Source organism: Flavobacterium chilense (genome assembly GCF_001602525.1).
GTDB lineage: Bacteria > Bacteroidota > Bacteroidia > Flavobacteriales > Flavobacteriaceae > Flavobacterium > Flavobacterium chilense.
The window spans coordinates 405,262-423,362 of record NZ_LSYT01000003.1 but is presented as its reverse complement, the minus strand read 5'-3'; the positions used below and the strand labels follow the sequence as shown (position 1 = coordinate 423,362).

Sequence of the window (18,101 nt, the reverse complement as noted above, 5' to 3'; positions counted from 1 at the left end):
CGGAATTATCCTAACAACGCAATTACCAAGTTATGTTGATGATGTATTAGAATTTACAAACCTGGCTGGTTTTCCTGCAACAGGACAGACAGGAAAAATTTATATCGCAAAAGATACTAATAAAACATATCGCTGGAGCGGCACTGCGTACGTCTTTATTACAAGCGGAGCAGTAGACAGTGTTGCAGGAAAAACTGGTGTAGTAACACTAACCAAAACTGATGTAGGCCTTTCAAATGTTGACAATACAACTGATGTGACAAAAAATGTTTTATCTGCAACTAAACTAACAAACCCTAGAACAATTAATGGAGTTTCTTTTGACGGATCTACAAACATTACAATTACAGATACAGGCAAAGAAAACAGCATAAGCTCTGGTACACCTGTTCAATATTGGAGAGGTGATAAAACTTGGCAGGCTTTAAATACAGCTAATGTTCCGGAATCTGGTAACTTATATTTTTCAAATGCACGAGCTATTGCATCAACATTAACAGGTTATGCTTCTGCAGCAGGAACGATTTCTGCATCTGATACCGTTTTATCAGCTATAAGTAAACTTAATGGTAATGATACTTTAAAAGCTCCTGTAGCTTCTCCAATATTTACTGGAATAGTAACTGCTCCTGCTTTTGTTGGAAATTTAACTGGAAACTCTACAGGATTTCCATTCCAACAAGGTATACAATTAGATAATTTATCTGGTAGTATTTCAACTATTGCGAGAGAAGAATCCCCTTCTTCAGGTTATAGTTATACATCAACATTGCATATGGCTTCTGGAGATGGCAGACAACAATTAACCATTTCTAGAGACGGTAGTGGCATGAAATTTAGAGGAAATAATACAGGTAGTGGGACTACCGGTTGGACTTCTTGGAAAACCGTTTTAACAGATATTAATTATACTGCTTATTCAGCATTTTCAGGTGAAATTACAGGCGCTTCCTTAACTGTTACCGGAGATGTTACTGCTTTTTCTGATGAAAGAGTCAAAAAAAATATACGACCAATTTCAAATGCGATTGAAAGAATTAAGGCTTCAAGAGGAGTCGTTTATGATAGAATCGATAATGAACAAAAAGACAATATCGGTTTTATAGCCCAAGAGCTTGAAGAAAATTTTCCTGAATTGGTGCTTACCCGTGAAGATGGAACCAAAGCTGTTAAATATCAAAATGCTGTCGCTGTATTGTTTGAGGCTATTAAAGAGCAACAAACACAAATTGAACAACAACGATTGATTAATAAGAAACAAAGCGAAGAAATTAAAATTATTCTAAAAAAAATAAAATAACAATGGCTCTAAATTCATCTGGTAAAATATCAATAAATGACATTTGTGGTGAAAAAAAAATCACACAATTAACAAATATCTCTTTAACATCATTGTCTACTACTAATATCAACGCCGCCAGTAGTTCAAAACCTAATGGAGTTGCACCACATAGCATAAGCGAATTTTATAATTATAATCATACAGCCTCTTCTGGTGGAGGATCCAGTGGAGGTGGAACTGTTAACACAGGTGTAATATGGAATAATACAGGTCGTACAATTAGTGCAACATATATGGCAATTAAAGCGAATGGAACCAATATCGCTTACATTACTTTACCAACATTAGCCAATGGAGATAGTTTTAAATTTAGCACATCCTATACTAATTTAATATTCTATAATGGTACATTTGTGATGGATTTATACACACCTACAGTAGGATTAAATACGTCAAATTATTTTTACATGACTGCCGGATCAAATAGTACAAATGGATACTTTTCAAACATGGGAAGTAGTTTGAGAGCTACTGTTACCTCCTCAGGGCCACAATACACTATAATTATATATATAAAATAACCTATGAAAGTAGTTTATAGTTACTGGGAAACCGGTAGTGGATTAAAGAAACCTGGTAACTGGTTTAACTCGAGATTTATGTTGTCATCCATGGTAATATCTGTTCTGAACAGCTATAAACATTATGGAAGAGTCGAGATGGTTACGGATAGCAGTAGTAAATTATGGATTGAAAAATTAGACTTACCATTCGAATCCATTAAAACTGATCTTGACGAATTAGACAGATATGATAAGAACTCATGGGCATTAGGAAAGATAAAAGCCTACAGTATTCAAAACGAGCCTTTCATACATGTAGATTTAGATGTTATTCTATATGAAGCATTATCTGACAAACTGGTAAGTAATGAATTATATGTTCAAAACTTTGAACCATTTACTACAGATCCATATAATAAAACTTATCTAGCTTATATTGATTTATTAAAAAACCATGGAAAAAATTTACCCATTGGTTTTTGTGACACAAAGCATGCGTTTAATTTAGGCATTTATGGTTGCAACAATCTAGATTTTAACCGCTTGTTTTGCGATTCAGTATTTACATTTATCGACAATAACGAAAAACATTTTAAATCTTGTGTCCCGTTAGATAAATTATGTGTGATATGGGAACAGTATTTCTGTGCTGTTATAGCAGATAAAATGGGATTATCAATTGGTACAATAATAGACCCTTATTATGAGTCTCCTACTGAATCCGGATATACTCATTTATTAATTAACAAGTATAATGAAAAAGTAGCTGAGAATTTTAGCGAACATGTAAAAATTATATATCCTGAATATTATGAATCAATAAATAAGTTACTAGATTTTTTAGAATAGTAAAATTTAGTGATTTACAACCAAAAAGTGTAAAATTATATTAGCATTATTAAATGATGCTCGCTTTAAAAATATCTTCTTAGTAGTAACTAAAAAACTTATAACATAAGCGAGGGAGCATTACTCAAATATAAGAACTAAGATTAGCCAATATTTAAGCCCGGCAAATTTCAAAACTGTCGGGTTTAAGTTATTTTATCTTTACTTCATTTTCAAAATACTCTTCATAATAAAATATTCATATTATGTAACATCTGAGTGAAATTCTATAACTCTGTTTTCCTGAATTTAAAATAATTTCATGGAATGAAAAATACAGTAATTTTATTAGTCGATGATGACGAAGACGACTGCGAACTTTTTATTGCAGCCATCGCTTCATTAAACAAAGATATTCTCACTACAATTTCTAATAATTCTTTAGAAGCTTTAAACAATTTAAAGACCGCAGCAGTCCTGCCCGACTTTATATTTCTGGATATGCAAATGCCCTATTTGAGCGGAGCAGAATTTATACACGAATTGCGACAGATTCCGGAACTGAGTAAAATTCAGGTTGTCATTTATTCTTCACACTCACATGAAACCCTGAAAAAATTAACCAATGAATTTAGTTCGGTACAAATTTTTACAAAACCCAATAGTTTTCATGAATTGGTAAGTACTTTAGATGCTATACTAGTTTAAAAACATCCTGCAACTGTATTTTAATTACTTATAAATCTTAATCATAAAACATAAAAAAGCGCCAGGTCAATAAACCTGGCGCTTTTTATTATAGCGAAATGTTTGATATTTTACCAGCCTTTTACAGCTCCGCCTTTAAACTCGCGAATAGCTGCCTGCTCTACTTCTGCAGATTGAAAAGCCTGCAAAAATTGTTTTACTTTTTCTTCGTTTTTATTGTCCTCACGGCTTACCACTAAGTTTACATAAGGAGAATCTTTATCCTCAACAAACAAAGCATCACGAGAAGGAATTAATCCGGCTTGTGACGCAAAAGTATTATTGATTATTGCAATCGATACATTTGCATCATCCAATGCTCTTGGCAGTTGAGGCGCTTCTAATTCTAATATTTTTAGGTTTTTAGGATTACTGACAATATCCGTTACTTTTGGCAATAATCCAATTCCCTCTTTAAGCTTTAACAAGCCGTTTTTCTCTAAAAGCAATAACGAACGACCACCATTTGTTGGATCATTTGGAATGATAATAGTACTTTCATTTTTCAATTCAGAAATGTTTTTAATCTTTTTAGAATAGGCTGCAATTGGATAAATAAAGGTTTTTCCAATAATTGCCAGTTTGTATCCGCGTTGTTTAGCCTGTTCGTCTAAATAAGGTTTATGCTGAAAAGCATTCACATCAATATCTCCCTGACTTAAAGCTTCATTTGGAATTACATAATCATTAAAAGAAACCAATTCTACCTCAAGTCCGTATTTGTCTTTGGCTACTTTTTTAGCTGCTTCTGCAACTTTATATTCCGGTCCGGTTGCAACACCTACTTTAATATGATGCGGATCGTTTTCTTTACTTTTTCCGCAATTTGCCACCACAAGTGCTAATGCAATAATTCCGGCTGTTTTAAAAAAATTCAATTTAGTATTCATTTTTCTATATTTTAATTTTTAATTCTTAATTGATAACTATCTATGATCAAATCGTTTGGATAAAGCATCTCCGGCAAACTGAATCAGAAATACCAAAATAACCAGCAAGCCTAATACTGAGTTCATTGTTACGGCATCGTAACCAATATATCCGTATTGATAACCAACCTGTCCTAAACCTCCTGCTCCTACTGCTCCGCCCATTGCAGAATATCCCACAAGCGTAATTAAGGTAATCGATGCAGCATTGATTAATGATGGCAAAGCTTCCGGTAATAATACTTTATACACAATCTGAAAAGGTGTTGCGCCCAAAGCCCTTGCAGCTTCTATTAATCCCGAAGGCAATCCTAAAAGGCTATTCTCAACAAGTCGTGCAATAAACGGTGCCGCACCAATACTTAACGGAACCAATGCAGCACTAACGCCAATCGAAGTTCCAACCAAAGCACGTGTAAACGGAATCATCCATACAATTAAAATGATGAATGGAATAGAACGGAAAATATTAACCAAAACCGATAACGTTCTGTTTAAAACCGGCTGTTCTAATATTTGATTTTTTCGGGTAAGAAAAAGCAAAATACCAGTTGGAAGCCCTAATACAAAACCAAAAAAGCCCGACACAAATGTCATCACTATCGTTTCCCAGGTTCCTTTTAATAATAAATCAATAATGGATTCAGACATAACCTATAATTTCTGTTTTAATATGTTTAGAAATAAAATACTGTATTGCGGCTTCGTAATTTTCGCGTTTTCCGGACAATTCGATCAGCATCACACCAAAATTCACATCTCCTGCCTGATCCATTTGTGCGCTTACAATTTTAAAGTTGGTATCGAACAATCTTGAAACTTCAGAAATTACAGGTTCGTTTACTGATTTCCCTGTCATTTCCAGTCGCAACAACGGACTCAAGCCTTCGCCATCTTCTTTTTGTAATCGTTCCTGATACACTCTCGGGATGTCAAGATGTAATGACGAAGCAATAAATTCCTTTGTGAGTTCGTGTTTTGGATCGGCAAAAATTTCGCCTACACTTCCCTGTTCGATTAATTTCCCGTGACTAATTACTGCTACCTCATCACAAATCGATTTCACGACCTCCATCTGATGTGTAATCAATAAAACCGTAATATTTAAACGGCGGTTAATATCTTTCAGTAAATTCAGAATCGATCTCGTAGTCGCCGGATCAAGCGCACTTGTCGCTTCATCACACAACAATACTTTCGGATTGTTTGCCAAAGTTCTCGCAATGGCAACCCTTTGTTTTTGTCCGCCCGAAAGACTTGCCGGATAATCGTTTGCCTTTTCTTTTAAGCCCACCAAATCCAGTAATTCTAAAACACGCTTTTGAATATCTGATTTTGAAACTCCAACAAGTTCCAGCGGAAAAGCCACATTCTCAAAAACAGTTCGTGACGAAAGCAGATTAAAATGCTGAAAAATCATGCCTATTTGCCTTCTTTCAATTGCCAGTTGTGCATTCGATAACTGTATCAAAGACTTTCCATCTACGATAATTTCTCCCGAAGTAGGTCTTTCCAATAAATTCACACATCGAATCAGAGTACTTTTTCCTGCTCCCGAAGTTCCAATTACGCCAAAGATTTTCCCTGGCGGAACCTTAAGCGAAACATCTGACAAAGCAGCAACAATCCTGTCTTTCTGATGAAAAGTTTTGGTAATATTTTTTAATTCAATCATTCTGTAATTCAAGTTTAAAAACAAAAAAGCCCTTCAGTTAATCATGAAAGGCTTTTTGAAATAAATAGTATCATTTTATAAATAAGCCAGCTCCATACATCTCATTACAGTATTACAACACATCATCATGTTGCAGCTGTAATAATTTGTATTCTGGTCATTGTTTCTCATTGGTGCGGCAAATTTAATGAGATATTTTTAATTTCAATGCAAAAAACAGTAAAACTTTTATTAACCTATCAATATAATAGACTAATATTAAAAATCAGGAGCTATTTCCTGCTGTCCTTCCAATCTTTTATGCCGAACCCCGGCACAAAAGGATTTTCCCTCCCATCAGGGCTAGGGCATTTGGTTTTATAAGAAAAGTTTATGAGTATAAAAATCCTTTCAAAATAATCCGAGAAATATTGATGATTTTCTTAACTACACCATCGTTCGGAGTAAGCTTTTCAGTTCATTTTAAAATTTATACGCTATCAACAAAAGACAATATACTAAAATAGTGTATTGTCTTTTTTTGTTCTTTGAAAAAATCCTTGCCTGTTACTCCAGTTTTTTATGTAGTTAAAAGTCTTATTCTGTCATTCATATAACTTATAAAGGCCTATAAAAGAATTCTGTTTTTTCAACTTTACTAAAATCCTGTTTGCAGAATACGGATCTGAAAAAATAAACACCTTTTATAATGTTAAACTTCTTTTATAATGGCAAAACCGGATAATACTTTAAAACGAAAAATGCGTGAAGAAAAAGAAAACGCCGAAGATGGTTTGAAATTTGTTATTGATGGAGCCAAAATCAGCTGCGATTTATGTACCGTTCCAGATGGAGACCTAAAAGCAAATTTTGATACTCCCAGCATACAAGACAAACGTGTTGTTACAGTAGTAGAAAAAGACATGACAAGTCTGATCTTTAAAGGCAATTGCAAAAAAAGCCCTTACAGTTCCAGTCCATGTGCCTCGGTAATGAAACTGACCGATTGGAAAGATCCCGGAACTGTATATTTTCAGGATCAGTTACCTGTACTTTTAAGAAGCACTATAAAATGCGAATACGGAGGAGTTGATATCAAAATTACAGATTGCGGACAACGGAATCTAATTACAAATATTGATACTATTGGTGCGCCTGTGCCTAGTCCGAAAGAAATAGCTCCCTTTAAATGTACTTATTGTGAAGAAGAAATAACTTTAAAACAAATAAGATATGTAATAACAGGGAAAGTTGATGGTAAGTTAAATGATGAATCCAAAGTTAAAGAAATAATAGAATTACTCAATAAGTATAGAATAGATTTTAAACTAGATACTTGTCTTAGAAAGGCTCATTTTATATCTCAAGTAGGTGCTGAATCTAAGTTTGAAAGTACCTATGAAGGAAGTACCTTTCCTGCTTCCGCTTTAAGTATATTTAATCAAGGTACAACTCGATTTAGAAATAATCAAGAAATTGACGATGTTGTTTTAGAATCTTTAAATGATTATTTAATAAATATTTTTAAAATAGTAGATAAAAATGGTGAAATTGTAACAAAGAGCAATACTGAATTAAAAACTATTTTAAAAACACAAAAAATCATTGTTGACGAAAAAGAATTATATGGCAAATACGGAGGAGAAAAAGACCCAAAAAATAGTAAAAAGCGAGTTGATAAATTACTTAAAGAGGTTTTAAACCCTGATAAAACTATTAATTATCAAATATATTTAAAAATACATTCCTCTTTTGGCATTCCAATTCTATCAAGGGCTTATGCTAATAGATTTGGTAATGGAGATGAAATGAGCAGAGATGGTTGGAAATTCAGAGGCAAAGGAATCAAACAAATTACGTTTAAAGATAATTATAAGAATTTCACGAAATTTAGAAAAGCTAATCCCTTCCCTGATGACAAAACTGGGGATATTGATTTTACTTTAACAACAGATAATATCAAACTTGAAGGTAATTTTGATAAAGTTGCTAATAATACCATATACGGCGTACAATCTGCGAATTGGTTTTGGATAGAGGGAAATGGAAGTGTATACAAAAATGGAGATTTAGATGATGTAAAAAAAGTAACTAAAGCTGTTAATGGAGGTCATAATGGTTTAGAAATAAGAAATAAATATACAATATTAGCTAGACAAGATAATGGTTTTAAAGTTTTTAAACATTATAAACTTGAATATGAAAACGGTACTGATGAAGAAAAGAAAAAAGTTATAGCAAGGTTAAATTTTCTATTAGAAGTAAGAAATCAAAAAGATTCAGCTACAAAAAAAATAGTTAATTTTAAAGATGACAATGCAAAGAGTTTATTAGACGAATTAGAGCCTAATAAAGAAGAAAAACTTAAAAAGTAAAAGCCAAACTATGAAAATAAGTATTCAGTATTTAATATATTTTTTTTTCATTTTTCATTTTTCTCAAGGTCAAATTTTAGAAAAACCACAGACCAAAATTTCTATTATTAAAGATTCTATTAAATGTAAAAATGAAGGAACATCTACTTTTGTTTTTCCTGATATATTAGGTAAAAATGAAAATAATTTTTTTAATACTATTATTGCAAACGATTATATAAGCTATTTAGAGACTAAAAAAACATTAAAAAATCCTAAGCAAATTGTAAATGAAGCCATTAAATTAAAAGAAACAAACTGTGAGAATGATAATTTTAGCGGCTTGATAAATACAAGTTGCATTATTTACATTAATAATTTAAACTTACTGAGTATCATTATGAATTACGAATCTCTTGCAGGAAGCTTAAATTTAGATGTGTACTATTATAATTTCGATATTAAAAATTCACAAATACTAAATTACAAAGACATATTCAAAGAAAGAAAAATAAATGTATTGATTAGTATTTGTAATAAAATCTTAAAAAACCGACTAAAAGATTTATATAAAGAAGAAAAAGAAAATCGTAACAACTTAGATATATATAGTTCTTTAGTTAATACAAAAGTTGTATTTAATCGTGACAGTCTAAATTCGTTTATTATACATGAAAAAGGTATTGAAATTATATATAATTATGGTTTCAATAAAGGGGAGACTGATATCGAAAACAATTTATTTTTCTCTTTTAAAGAACTAGAATCCTTTTTAAAAGATGATTTTAAAGTAAAAATAAAATAAGTCGTAATGCCAGCGTAGCATCTTATTAATAAAGCAATATTTTATACTTAGATGACTAAATCTAAATTATTTCATACACTAATCTTATCAAATTGCCTTTTAGTTTTTTACAAAATAGAGAAAAAAAATAATAAGGAATTTTGATAATGACACTATAATCGAGACATTGCATTCCACGAATTTAACTTTTGATAATCAATTTAGAGACAAAGATATTTCATACAAATGTAAAATTATAAGAGGAAATGGAAAAATATTTAATTTCGATCTTCATCTTGGATATAGTTCAATACAAGTTTCTAAATGCAATAAAAAGGTTGTATCATGATTTATCAATGGAAAACCGGTATTGATGGTTTTGAAGAAACCGAGATCTATTTATATAAAATAATTACGACAATTGGATTTTAGAAAAAGATGAAACCATATACTAAAACGGAAGAAAAGTAATTTACAACCACAAATCCCCAATAGGAATTAATGGAATTGAATATAAATCAAAAAGGCTACCAAGAAAAAGTAAAAAGGTAATAACTCTCAAAGACTCTAACACAGTAATTAGACAATTATACTGACAAAAGGTTCTCTATTTTAAATTAACAATCATTAACCATTTCTATGGAAGATTTGATCACCGGAAAACTAATTTAAAAAACATATTAAATTTAATGAAAGTAAAAGATAGCTGTATAAATTTAGATGATAAACAAATAGGAGAATATAAATACGACACAAGTGATATGAAGAATACAAAATGGGGAAAAGATAATAAACAAAGCATTCAAAGTCATGATGATTAAGAAAATAGTTATTTTAGTTTTAGTTATTTTAAATTATTCTTTAGGTGTTGCTCAAGAAAAAGAATTAGGTTATTTTGACAATGATAACATCGAAGACACATTAGAATATAAATTTGTAAACGATTCCGTTGACGGGCCAATTTACAAATGCAAAATTATAAGCGCTAATGGTAAAAAATATATTTTTAATCTAGGTGTTGGCTTTGAAGGTATTAGTTTTTTTAATTGCAAAAAAGGATGTATAGAAACTAGTCAAACGAAAGAAGGAATGATGGGATTTGATGTTTCGGAAATTTATAGGTACAAAAAAGAATACGACAATTGGATATTAGAAAAAAGAACAACTATTTATGTTGATGGAAAAAATGAAATCTATAAACCTAAACAACCAACAGGTATAAATGGGATCAAATATAAAATCAAAAAGGCGATTAAAAAAAAGTAAAAATTCTAAAATTTTAATAATAACTTTTTCATTACATCGAACGTCACCCTGAGCGGAGTCAAAGAGCTAAAAATAATGCAACGGATTAAAATCAATTAATTTCCCTTTCCGGCATCCAGTAAAATAGCCAATTGAATACAAGGAAGATTGGATCGATTACTCCAGGCATGGTTTGTACCTCTTTGCACCACAATATCTCCGGCTTGTAACAGCGTTTCGCCCTCATCAACAATAAGATAAATTTCACCCGAAAGAATCACGATATAATCCAGCGTATCAGTTTGGTGCATTAAAGGATGCGGCTGGCCTTCTGGCGCAACTATTCCTAAATCTGCATCTGGCGGAATCTGAACGTATCTAAAATAACTTCCGTTTTTGGGAGTATGAGGAAAAGCCGTGTTTTCGATCACTTTTTCTTCTTTAAGCTCAACCGGCATACTATCCGTCGACCAGATATCTGATATAAACAAACCCGGAAAATGTTCCGAAACATTTGTAACTATTGCATCCTGTTCAATTATTGATTTTCCATTTTGTAAACCTGTAACGATCCTTCTCGGAATTGTTTTCATAAACCTATTGTATTTGCATGATTAATTTCTTTCCATTTGTTTTGTTCTCCCGAAGTATAGCATGTGCTTTTAAAACCGAATCAGTTTCTAAATTCCCCATAATTTCAATCTCCGGCGGTGTAATCAATTCTTGTTTTAGTAAAGAAGCTAATTCCTCTAATCCGTTTTTATAATAATCATATTTCTTTTCCAGTCCGTATGCATAATTGGAAATATTGAGAATCGTTGCACCTTTATTAAAAAGAACTTCACGTGAATCCGGTGTTAAAAAATTGGTTACATCTGCAAAAATTCCGTTTGTTTTTAAAAGCTTCGCTGCCACAACAGCAATTTCATTTCCCACTAAATCCACAACAAAATCAAAACGTTCATTATTGTTTAGCATCAAAGCAGCTTCATAAACATCATCCTTTTTGTAATTTATAATCTGGCTGTCTTTAATCCCAATGTTATGCAATGCAGTTATACTACTTTCGTTTCCCGCAGTGACCACAAGATGCTGATAGCTTTTTACCAGCAATAATTTAAGCAGCGTATTCCCTACTCCGCCCGCTGCACCAGTTACAAAAATGCTATCATTTACATTTGCTTTCATTCGGTTCACAATCTGTAATGCAGTCAGTCCAACAGAAGGTATTGCTGCCGCCTGATATAAAGAAATATTGGCTGGCAGATGCATTACAATTGCAGCCGGAACACAAATATATTCGGCATAAGTTCCATTAGATCCCATACTTCCTGAACCACAAAAGACACTATCACCAATTTTAAAATCGGTTACGTTGCTGCCAACTGCCGAGACGACTCCGGAAAATTCCCGGCCCAATATGGGCGAATGCAGTAACTTTCGTTCCATTGCATTTTCGGTCATCTGATAATCGATCGGATTAAAACCTGCTGCGCTTATTTTTACCTGAACCTGATCGCTTTCAGGCTGAGGTGTATTTACCTCTTCCAAATAAAATTCTCCATTTTGATGTAAAACAACTGCTCTCACTTTTATTCTTTTATAGATACGAAATTACAGCAGAAATCCCTTATTTTTGCTATGGGTTAACCCGAGGTAACCGGTTACCTGAGAGAAACTATTATGGCAAAAATTAACGATAACGGAACGATACGCGAAGCCAATTGCTCAGAAGAATTGATGGCAATGCGCGATAGTCTGGATGTTTTGGGCGGAAAATGGAAACTGATGATTTTACGTTTCTTAACCAACAGAACCCACCAGATTATTAATTTCAAAAAAATGCAGCGCGAGATCGATGGTATTTCTGCCAAAATGCTGAGCAAGGAATTAAAAGAACTCGAAATTAATTTACTTATTTCCAGAACAGAACAGCAAACACGACCCATTACGGTAGTATATGCTATTACTGAATATGGAAAATCAGTGCTTCCGGTTACAGAAACTTTGGTACAATGGGGTTTAAGTCATCGCGAAAAAATCATCGAAACGATTGGTAAATAACTATTGAACTGACTTTTTAAAATAAATCAGTTTTGGGTCTGTTTCTTTTGCAAGAGGATCTTCAAAAGTAAATTCCTTATAATGTAGAGATTGTAATGCTTCAATTAAAACAATATCAATAGATAATACTTTTACCCAGATTAAATCATGTTTTCTTTGTAGTGCTACCTGTTCGGCACGGTTAAAAAGCACTATTAAATCATCAGAACCAGAATACACTACATGTTCTGCTCCAATTGCTTTGTTTACTCCCAGGTTTTGGTTGGATAATCTTGAAGAATTCAATTTCATAAACGCCAATGGATTTTCTCCATCGTACGCCATTAACATTTCGACCGAAAAATCGTTTTGTATTTTAAATAGTTTTTGATGCGAAAGATTTTCGGCAACAAACTTTTCTCCCAATTCTTTTTGCCCGAATAAAGCCGAATAGAATTCAAGCGCTTTGCTTTCCATCCAAACCACATTATCATTAATGATTACTACAAATTGTGCAACTTTAGTCATGTTTTCTTTTTTTAAACAAAATTGCATTGATTTGCATTAGCAGAAAAGAGCAAAATGTCAGCTCTTTTGTTCAAAAAGTCGGTTCTCAGCTGTATTTAAAACATAAAACTTAGAGTGAGTTATACACACGGTCATGCATTCCTATAACTCATAATTGATAATTCATAATTGATAATTCAACCTCACTTCCGGTATTCCAAAGGTGAAACGCCCACATGAAGTTTAAAAAACCGTCCAAAAACAGACTGATTAGAAAAGTTCAGTATATCACTAACCTGGCTAATGGTTAAATCTTTGTTTTGCAACAATACTTTAGCTTCGAGAATTACCATATCATCGATCCAGTTACCGGCTGTTTTTCCACTATTCTTTTTTACAACTTCGGAAAGATATTTACGGGTAATGTTTAATGAATTGGCATAATGCTGAACAGATCGCTCCATTAAAAAATCCCTAAACAAGATTTCTTTGAACTTTTCGAAAATAGGATTTTGGACTGTATCCTGAGAATTCCTTTTTTGAATATTGTCAATTTCATAAATCAAGATATAAAGATAACTCCTTAATATAACAGCCTGATTTTCGTAATTAGCTTTAAAGGTTTGACTAATCAGATTAAAGATTTGTTCGAATTTATCTTCTGTTTCTTTTTCCAGATGAAATACATGATTGTTCTCAAAAAACTGATATTGCAACAGAAAAAAAACATTCGTTTGAGTTTCGAGAAAAAACTGCGGTTTAAAAAAAATAATGTCAATTAGAATTTCATCACTGTTTTTGGTAAAACTCCGAATGACCGATGGGCTTAAAGCAATAATAGCGGGCGCATGAACCACAACTTTATCTAATTGGGTTTGCATGACAATACTTCCTTTTCTTAGAAACTCAATTGCATAACTTTCTGCCCGATAAGGTTCGCTTATATAAGGATGATCCTGTGCCTGTATATAAAAATAATCCTCTTTATTGTTGGCATTTGTAAACAAACTCTTGTGATGTTCCAGCGAGTATGTGCTAATCTTGTTATTCAATTGACTTTGCTTTAATCGATATTCAAATATAGTCAATGCTGGTGTATAAGTTCAGTCAAATAATCCCATAATAAACAATGGCGCCATATAGCGCCATTGTTTGTGATATAATAAGTTGATAAAATTATGATTTCTTATCGATTTTGTACAGTTTTCCTCCATCAGTAATAGCGTACAAAGCACCATCCGGTCCTTGTGTAACATCTCTGAATCGTTGGTTTTCTGAAGCCAGAAGTCTTTCTTCACCTACTACTTTATTGTTTTCGATAGCAAGACGTACAATATGCATTCCGCTTAAAGCGCCAATGAAAAGATTATTCTGCCATTCCGGAACACGATTACCCGTGTAAAACGTCATTCCACTTGGCGATACTACCGGATCCCAGTAATAAACAGGCTGTTCCATACCATCCTGTTGCTGAATTCCTGCTCCTACTTTTTCTCCGCTATATTCAATACCATAGGTTATTGTTGGCCATCCGTAGTTAGAACCTGCTTTTAAGCGATTGATTTCGTCACCGCCACGAGGTCCGTGTTCAGCAAGCCATATATCTCCAGTATTGGGGTTAAGAGCTAAACCTTGCGGATTTCTGTGTCCGTAAGTATATAATTCCGGTAATGCGCCTGTTACACTAAAAGAAGGGTTTCCGGTTGCCGGCTGACCATCTTTTGTAATTCTAACCACTTTACCCAAACCAGAAGTAAGTGATTGCGCCAGAGGTCTTGTTTCTAGTACAGAACGCTCTCCGGTACTTACAACAAGATTTCCTAATTTATCAAAAAGAATTCTTCCGCCATAGTGCAAAGTACTTGCATTGGCTGGATTTGCACGATAAATAACGGTAGCCCCTTCGATTGTTTTTTCGTCAGCAGATAATTTTCCTTTGGCTACAGCCGTATTATTTCCACCGCCAACAACTTCTGAGAAAACCCAATAAATCATACGATTGGATGCAAATTCAGGATCAAGGCATAAGCCTAACAAGCCACCCTGCCCTGCGGCATTAACAGCCGGAGCGCCTGTAATGGGAGCACTAACTACCCCTGCAGTAGTAACAATACGAAAAGTTCCGGATTTTTGGGTAACTAAAAGACGTCCATCAGGAAGACTTTTTATACCCCACGGAGCTGTTAATGCACTTGTAATCACATCAGCCTGATAAGGCGTATTGGTAATAACACCATTAATACGGGTTTGTCCCGCAAAAGCAGGTTTATATGTTGTGTTTGCAGCATTTCCTTCTACAGGATTTGTAACAGTACCTGGATTAGTTTCAACATCTTTGTCATTCGAACAGCTAAAAATGGTCAATAACAAGCCCGAAAGAATCGTAATAGGTTTTAGATTTCTCATGTTGTGAATAGTTTTAAGTTAAATAAGAATTAATTTGGGAGAACTGAATTCAAATTTCTACAATTGTATTTTAATATCCTTATATAATTTATCCGAAAAGTTATACAATTAAGACATGCATTAACAGCATTCGACTTTACAAATGATAATGAAGGCCTTAAAAGCCCCATTAAAGTGATGTCATTTAAAATTAATTTTTATTTTTACAATCATCAGATGATATGACAAATGAAAGCATTAATACAGAAAAAATCACTAGCTCAGGAAGTTGCCACTAAGATAGAAGAGCAAATAAACCTGGGACATTATAAAGTCAATGAAAAATTACCTATCGAAGCAGAACTTATGAAAAGTTTTGGTGTGGGACGTTCTACGGTAAGAGAAGCCATGAAAATCCTCGCAAATTCAGGTTTACTTCGTATACAGCAAGGTCTAGGCACATTTGTAGAAAGCCTTAACAGTACACGCGAACCAATGGACCAAAGGCTAATGCGTGCCAATGTACAGGATCTGGACGAAGTACGACAATTACTCGAAATGAAAATCGCCGAAAAAGCAGCCATTAACAGAACTGAAGATGATATTACCGCCATGAAAGAACATCTGGAAAACAGAATGATTGCAGCCAATGAAGGTAAACTTGAAGAATGTGTTGAAGCCGATATACAATTTCATATTGCAATTGCTACAGCTTCTAAAAATGAAATTCTGGCCGATCTTTATAAATCAGTTTCAGTGTATTTAAAAAAAGGATTTCTTCATCTTTATGAGGAAACTAAAATATTTCAGGATACCTGTGCAATTCACGAACAACTGCTGGAAAGTATTATTGCAAAAGATTCTAAAAAAGCCTGGAATACTGTTGCCAAAATCATAGGACATATTAATTACTAATTTCATCTGTTTCTGTCTATATAATAACAATCAGGAAATCAGTATTTAATATTTGCGACTTATATATTAGAGGTATTCTCATATTTATTAGTATTAAGTAAAACTTCTTATTTAACTGAACTTAAAATTTGGGTTCAACATTAAAATTAGATTAGAATTGGTGTTTATTCCCTAAATAAACTTGATTTACTAATATTAATTTTTACATTTGCGTTATTTTTAATTATTCTAAATAGATTCTTAAATCAATCTTTTAGATTACAACATCAAATCGTAACTAATTTAAAATAATAAATACCCAAATATGAAAAAGAATATTTTTATCTCTTTTGCATTAGTCGCAACTTTATTTGTTAGTGCTCAACAAAAAAACATATTATTAGAACAGTCATTCTGGAAAACAGCACCGGATGTAAATGCAGTTAAAGCTGAAATTTCAAAAGGAAATAATCCGGCCGAAGCCAATGCCAATGCTTTTGACGTTACAACTGTTGCTATAAACAACGATGCACCGCTTGCCAGTATTAAATTTCTACTGGATCAACCCGGAAATCCAGTAAACAAATCAACACACGATAATCGTATATACCTGCACTGGGCGGCATACAGAGGAAACACAGAACTAGTACAATATCTTATTAGCAAAGGGTCTGATATTAATTTTGAAGACAGCCACGGGACTACTCCTATCGCATTTGCTGCTGTTAACGGATTATTGAATTCTGGAGTTTGTGATGCATTTTTTAAAGCTGGTCTTGATGCCAGAAAAAAATATTCAGATGGAGCGAGTCTTTTGCTTTTGGCAATTCCGTTTGATAAAGATCTTACGTTTACAGATTATCTGATTACCAAAGGATTGTCTCTAAAAGATACAGATAAAAACGGTGCTACTGCTTTTGATTATGCAGCAAGACTTGGAAACGTAAATCTTTTGAAAAAGATTGCTGCAAAAGGAATTAAAGCGACAGACAATGCCCTTTTTATTGCTACACAAGGGGCACGCAGAGAAACTACTCCGCTTGAAACCTATAAATATTTAGTTGAGGAAGTAAAATTAAAAGCTACTGCTACCAACAAATCAGGAGAAAATGTATTGCATCTTATTGCAGGTAAGCAAAACCAGACCGAAATAATTGCTTATTTCTTAGCAAAAGGCGTAGATGCAAATAAAGTAAATAACGACGGAAATACAGCTCTGATGATTGCAGCAGGAAGAGAAACCAGCGCATTAGAAAAATTACTTCCGGTAACTAAAAATATTAATTTACAAAACTCAAAAGGAGAATCAGCTTTGACCTTTGCAGTCAGATCAGGTAATCCTGAAGCAGTTTCTCTTCTTTTAAATAAAGGAGCAGATGTAAATGTAAAAGATAAAGACGGAAACAATCTGGGAGTTTATTTAGTGCAATCATACCGTCCAGCCGGACGTGGCGAAACTGCAGCACAAGATCCTTTTGAAGCCAAAGTAAAATTACTTCAGGAAAAAGGATTAAATCTTGCTGCCGCTCAAAAAGACGGAAGTACTTTGTATCACTTTGCTATTGCTAAAAACGATTTAACTTTGGTTAAAAAATTAGCAGCCTTAAATATTGATGTAAATGCTAAAAACAAAGATGGTTTAACTGCTTTACACAAAGCTGCAATGGTAGCAAAAGACGACAGTATTTTAAAATATCTAATTTCAATTGGCGCAAAAAAAGACATCAACACAGAGTTTGACGAAACAGCTTATGCTTTAGCCAAAGAAAATGAACTGTTGACAAAAAATAACGTTTCAATTGATTTCTTAAAATAATACTTAAAAAGTTAAGGGTTGTAGGTTATGAGTTAAAAATCTGAATCTATAAAAAAATCTATACCCCTTA

At 33.1% G+C, this 18,101-nt stretch carries 19 protein-coding genes; 11 read left to right on the top strand and 8 right to left on the bottom strand.

The window, feature by feature from the left end; translation table 11 throughout:
• The 4 genes from A4F88_RS10985 to A4F88_RS10970 all read left to right on the top strand — a co-directional run.
• The coding region (locus A4F88_RS10985; RefSeq protein ID WP_209442824.1) for a tail fiber domain-containing protein at window positions 1-1,300 on the top strand (1,300 nt) is incomplete at its 5' end.
• 2 nt (window positions 1,301-1,302) lie between these two features.
• Window positions 1,303-1,863: a hypothetical protein gene (locus A4F88_RS10980; RefSeq protein ID WP_068842650.1), complete on the top strand. Its 561-nt coding sequence runs from the start codon at window positions 1,303-1,305 to the stop codon at window positions 1,861-1,863.
• Between the two features lie 3 nt (window positions 1,864-1,866).
• On the top strand, window positions 1,867-2,694 hold the full coding sequence (locus A4F88_RS10975) for a DUF6734 family protein (protein WP_068842649.1): 828 nt from the start codon (window positions 1,867-1,869) through the stop codon (window positions 2,692-2,694).
• 306 nt (window positions 2,695-3,000) lie between these two features.
• Window positions 3,001-3,381, top strand: coding sequence for a response regulator (locus A4F88_RS10970; RefSeq protein ID WP_068842648.1), 381 nt, complete (start codon window positions 3,001-3,003; stop codon window positions 3,379-3,381).
• Between the two features lie 110 nt (window positions 3,382-3,491).
• Here A4F88_RS10970 and metQ read toward each other — a convergent pair whose 3' ends face one another.
• The 3 genes from metQ to metN are packed head-to-tail and all read right to left on the bottom strand — an operon-like array spanning window position 3,492 to window position 6,024.
• Window positions 3,492-4,310 (bottom strand): methionine ABC transporter substrate-binding lipoprotein MetQ, encoded by an 819-nt coding sequence (gene metQ / locus A4F88_RS10965; RefSeq protein WP_068842647.1) that lies wholly within the window; start codon window positions 4,308-4,310, stop codon window positions 3,492-3,494.
• 36 nt (window positions 4,311-4,346) lie between these two features.
• A complete protein-coding gene (locus A4F88_RS10960; protein WP_068842646.1) occupies window positions 4,347-5,000 on the bottom strand; it encodes a methionine ABC transporter permease MetI in 654 nt (217 codons plus the stop codon).
• On the bottom strand, window positions 4,993-6,024 hold the full coding sequence (gene metN / locus A4F88_RS10955) for a methionine ABC transporter ATP-binding protein MetN (RefSeq protein ID WP_068842645.1): 1,032 nt from the start codon (window positions 6,022-6,024) through the stop codon (window positions 4,993-4,995). Before metN ends, A4F88_RS10960 begins: the two co-directional genes overlap by 8 nt.
• A 707-nt stretch (window positions 6,025-6,731) precedes the next feature.
• Here metN and A4F88_RS10950 point away from each other — a divergent pair.
• From A4F88_RS10950 to A4F88_RS10940, 4 genes are all read left to right on the top strand, one after another.
• Window positions 6,732-8,378, top strand: a complete 1,647-nt coding sequence (locus A4F88_RS10950; RefSeq protein WP_068842644.1) for a PAAR-like protein — start codon at window positions 6,732-6,734, stop codon at window positions 8,376-8,378.
• Between the two features lie 10 nt (window positions 8,379-8,388).
• Window positions 8,389-9,162 carry a hypothetical protein gene (locus tag A4F88_RS10945; protein ID WP_068842643.1) on the top strand — a complete coding sequence of 258 codons (774 nt, stop codon included), beginning with the start codon at window positions 8,389-8,391 and terminating at the stop codon, window positions 9,160-9,162.
• A gap of 668 nt (window positions 9,163-9,830) precedes the next feature.
• Window positions 9,831-9,962 (top strand): hypothetical protein, encoded by a 132-nt coding sequence (locus A4F88_RS25845; protein WP_262494450.1) that lies wholly within the window; start codon window positions 9,831-9,833, stop codon window positions 9,960-9,962.
• Entirely contained in the window at window positions 9,952-10,407 is a 456-nt protein-coding gene (locus tag A4F88_RS10940) for a hypothetical protein (RefSeq protein WP_073075431.1), read from the top strand. The genes A4F88_RS25845 and A4F88_RS10940 overlap by 11 nt, the downstream gene beginning before the upstream one ends.
• A 95-nt stretch (window positions 10,408-10,502) precedes the next feature.
• Here A4F88_RS10940 and A4F88_RS10935 read toward each other — a convergent pair whose 3' ends face one another.
• Together A4F88_RS10935 and A4F88_RS10930 are read right to left on the bottom strand one after the other, a co-directional pair.
• Window positions 10,503-10,979, bottom strand: coding sequence for a cupin domain-containing protein (locus A4F88_RS10935; protein WP_068842641.1), 477 nt, complete (start codon window positions 10,977-10,979; stop codon window positions 10,503-10,505).
• Between the two features lie 4 nt (window positions 10,980-10,983).
• The gene (locus tag A4F88_RS10930) at window positions 10,984-11,976 is read right to left on the bottom strand and encodes an NADP-dependent oxidoreductase (RefSeq protein ID WP_068842640.1); all 993 of its coding nucleotides are present in this window, start codon (window positions 11,974-11,976) and stop codon (window positions 10,984-10,986) included.
• 93 nt (window positions 11,977-12,069) lie between these two features.
• Between A4F88_RS10930 and A4F88_RS10925 the strand changes: the two genes are divergently transcribed.
• A complete protein-coding gene (locus A4F88_RS10925; RefSeq protein WP_068842639.1) occupies window positions 12,070-12,450 on the top strand; it encodes a winged helix-turn-helix transcriptional regulator in 381 nt (126 codons plus the stop codon).
• On the opposite strand, the gene A4F88_RS10920 is transcribed toward A4F88_RS10925, so the two are convergent.
• From A4F88_RS10920 to A4F88_RS10910, 3 genes are all read right to left on the bottom strand, one after another.
• A complete protein-coding gene (locus tag A4F88_RS10920; RefSeq protein WP_143155028.1) occupies window positions 12,451-12,957 on the bottom strand; it encodes a hypothetical protein in 507 nt (168 codons plus the stop codon). It lies immediately after the preceding gene.
• 182 nt (window positions 12,958-13,139) lie between these two features.
• Window positions 13,140-13,988, bottom strand: a complete 849-nt coding sequence (locus A4F88_RS10915; protein WP_068842637.1) for a helix-turn-helix domain-containing protein — start codon at window positions 13,986-13,988, stop codon at window positions 13,140-13,142.
• A gap of 124 nt (window positions 13,989-14,112) precedes the next feature.
• Window positions 14,113-15,342, bottom strand: a complete 1,230-nt coding sequence (locus A4F88_RS10910) for a PQQ-dependent sugar dehydrogenase (RefSeq protein ID WP_068842636.1) — start codon at window positions 15,340-15,342, stop codon at window positions 14,113-14,115.
• Window positions 15,343-15,570: 228 nt separating this feature from the next.
• On the opposite strand from A4F88_RS10910, the gene A4F88_RS10905 reads away from it, so the two are divergent.
• Both A4F88_RS10905 and A4F88_RS10900 read left to right on the top strand, forming a co-directional pair.
• Entirely contained in the window at window positions 15,571-16,236 is a 666-nt protein-coding gene (locus A4F88_RS10905) for a FadR/GntR family transcriptional regulator (RefSeq protein WP_068842635.1), read from the top strand.
• Window positions 16,237-16,540: 304 nt separating this feature from the next.
• Window positions 16,541-18,031 (top strand): ankyrin repeat domain-containing protein, encoded by a 1,491-nt coding sequence (locus tag A4F88_RS10900; protein WP_068842634.1) that lies wholly within the window; start codon window positions 16,541-16,543, stop codon window positions 18,029-18,031.
• The last annotated feature ends 70 nt before the right edge of the window (window positions 18,032-18,101 follow it).

Excerpts from the sequence above, each read along its gene's own strand:
- A4F88_RS10980 (WP_068842650.1), top strand. The coding sequence starts at position 1,303 with ATGGCTCTAAATTCATCTGGTAAAATATCAATAAATGACATTTGTGGT.
- A4F88_RS10975 (WP_068842649.1), top strand. The coding sequence starts at position 1,867 with ATGAAAGTAGTTTATAGTTACTGGGAAACCGGTAGTGGATTAAAGAAA.
- A4F88_RS10970 (WP_068842648.1), top strand. The coding sequence starts at position 3,001 with ATGAAAAATACAGTAATTTTATTAGTCGATGATGACGAAGACGACTGC.
- metQ (WP_068842647.1), bottom strand. The coding sequence starts at position 4,310 with ATGAATACTAAATTGAATTTTTTTAAAACAGCCGGAATTATTGCATTA.
- A4F88_RS10960 (WP_068842646.1), bottom strand. The coding sequence starts at position 5,000 with ATGTCTGAATCCATTATTGATTTATTATTAAAAGGAACCTGGGAAACG.
- metN (WP_068842645.1), bottom strand. The coding sequence starts at position 6,024 with ATGATTGAATTAAAAAATATTACCAAAACTTTTCATCAGAAAGACAGG.
- A4F88_RS10950 (WP_068842644.1), top strand. The coding sequence starts at position 6,732 with ATGGCAAAACCGGATAATACTTTAAAACGAAAAATGCGTGAAGAAAAA.
- A4F88_RS10945 (WP_068842643.1), top strand. The coding sequence starts at position 8,389 with ATGAAAATAAGTATTCAGTATTTAATATATTTTTTTTTCATTTTTCAT.
- A4F88_RS25845 (WP_262494450.1), top strand. The coding sequence starts at position 9,831 with ATGAAAGTAAAAGATAGCTGTATAAATTTAGATGATAAACAAATAGGA.
- A4F88_RS10940 (WP_073075431.1), top strand. The coding sequence starts at position 9,952 with ATGATGATTAAGAAAATAGTTATTTTAGTTTTAGTTATTTTAAATTAT.
- A4F88_RS10935 (WP_068842641.1), bottom strand. The coding sequence starts at position 10,979 with ATGAAAACAATTCCGAGAAGGATCGTTACAGGTTTACAAAATGGAAAA.
- A4F88_RS10925 (WP_068842639.1), top strand. The coding sequence starts at position 12,070 with ATGGCAAAAATTAACGATAACGGAACGATACGCGAAGCCAATTGCTCA.
- A4F88_RS10920 (WP_143155028.1), bottom strand. The coding sequence starts at position 12,957 with ATGACTAAAGTTGCACAATTTGTAGTAATCATTAATGATAATGTGGTT.
- A4F88_RS10910 (WP_068842636.1), bottom strand. The coding sequence starts at position 15,342 with ATGAGAAATCTAAAACCTATTACGATTCTTTCGGGCTTGTTATTGACC.
- A4F88_RS10905 (WP_068842635.1), top strand. The coding sequence starts at position 15,571 with ATGAAAGCATTAATACAGAAAAAATCACTAGCTCAGGAAGTTGCCACT.
- A4F88_RS10900 (WP_068842634.1), top strand. The coding sequence starts at position 16,541 with ATGAAAAAGAATATTTTTATCTCTTTTGCATTAGTCGCAACTTTATTT.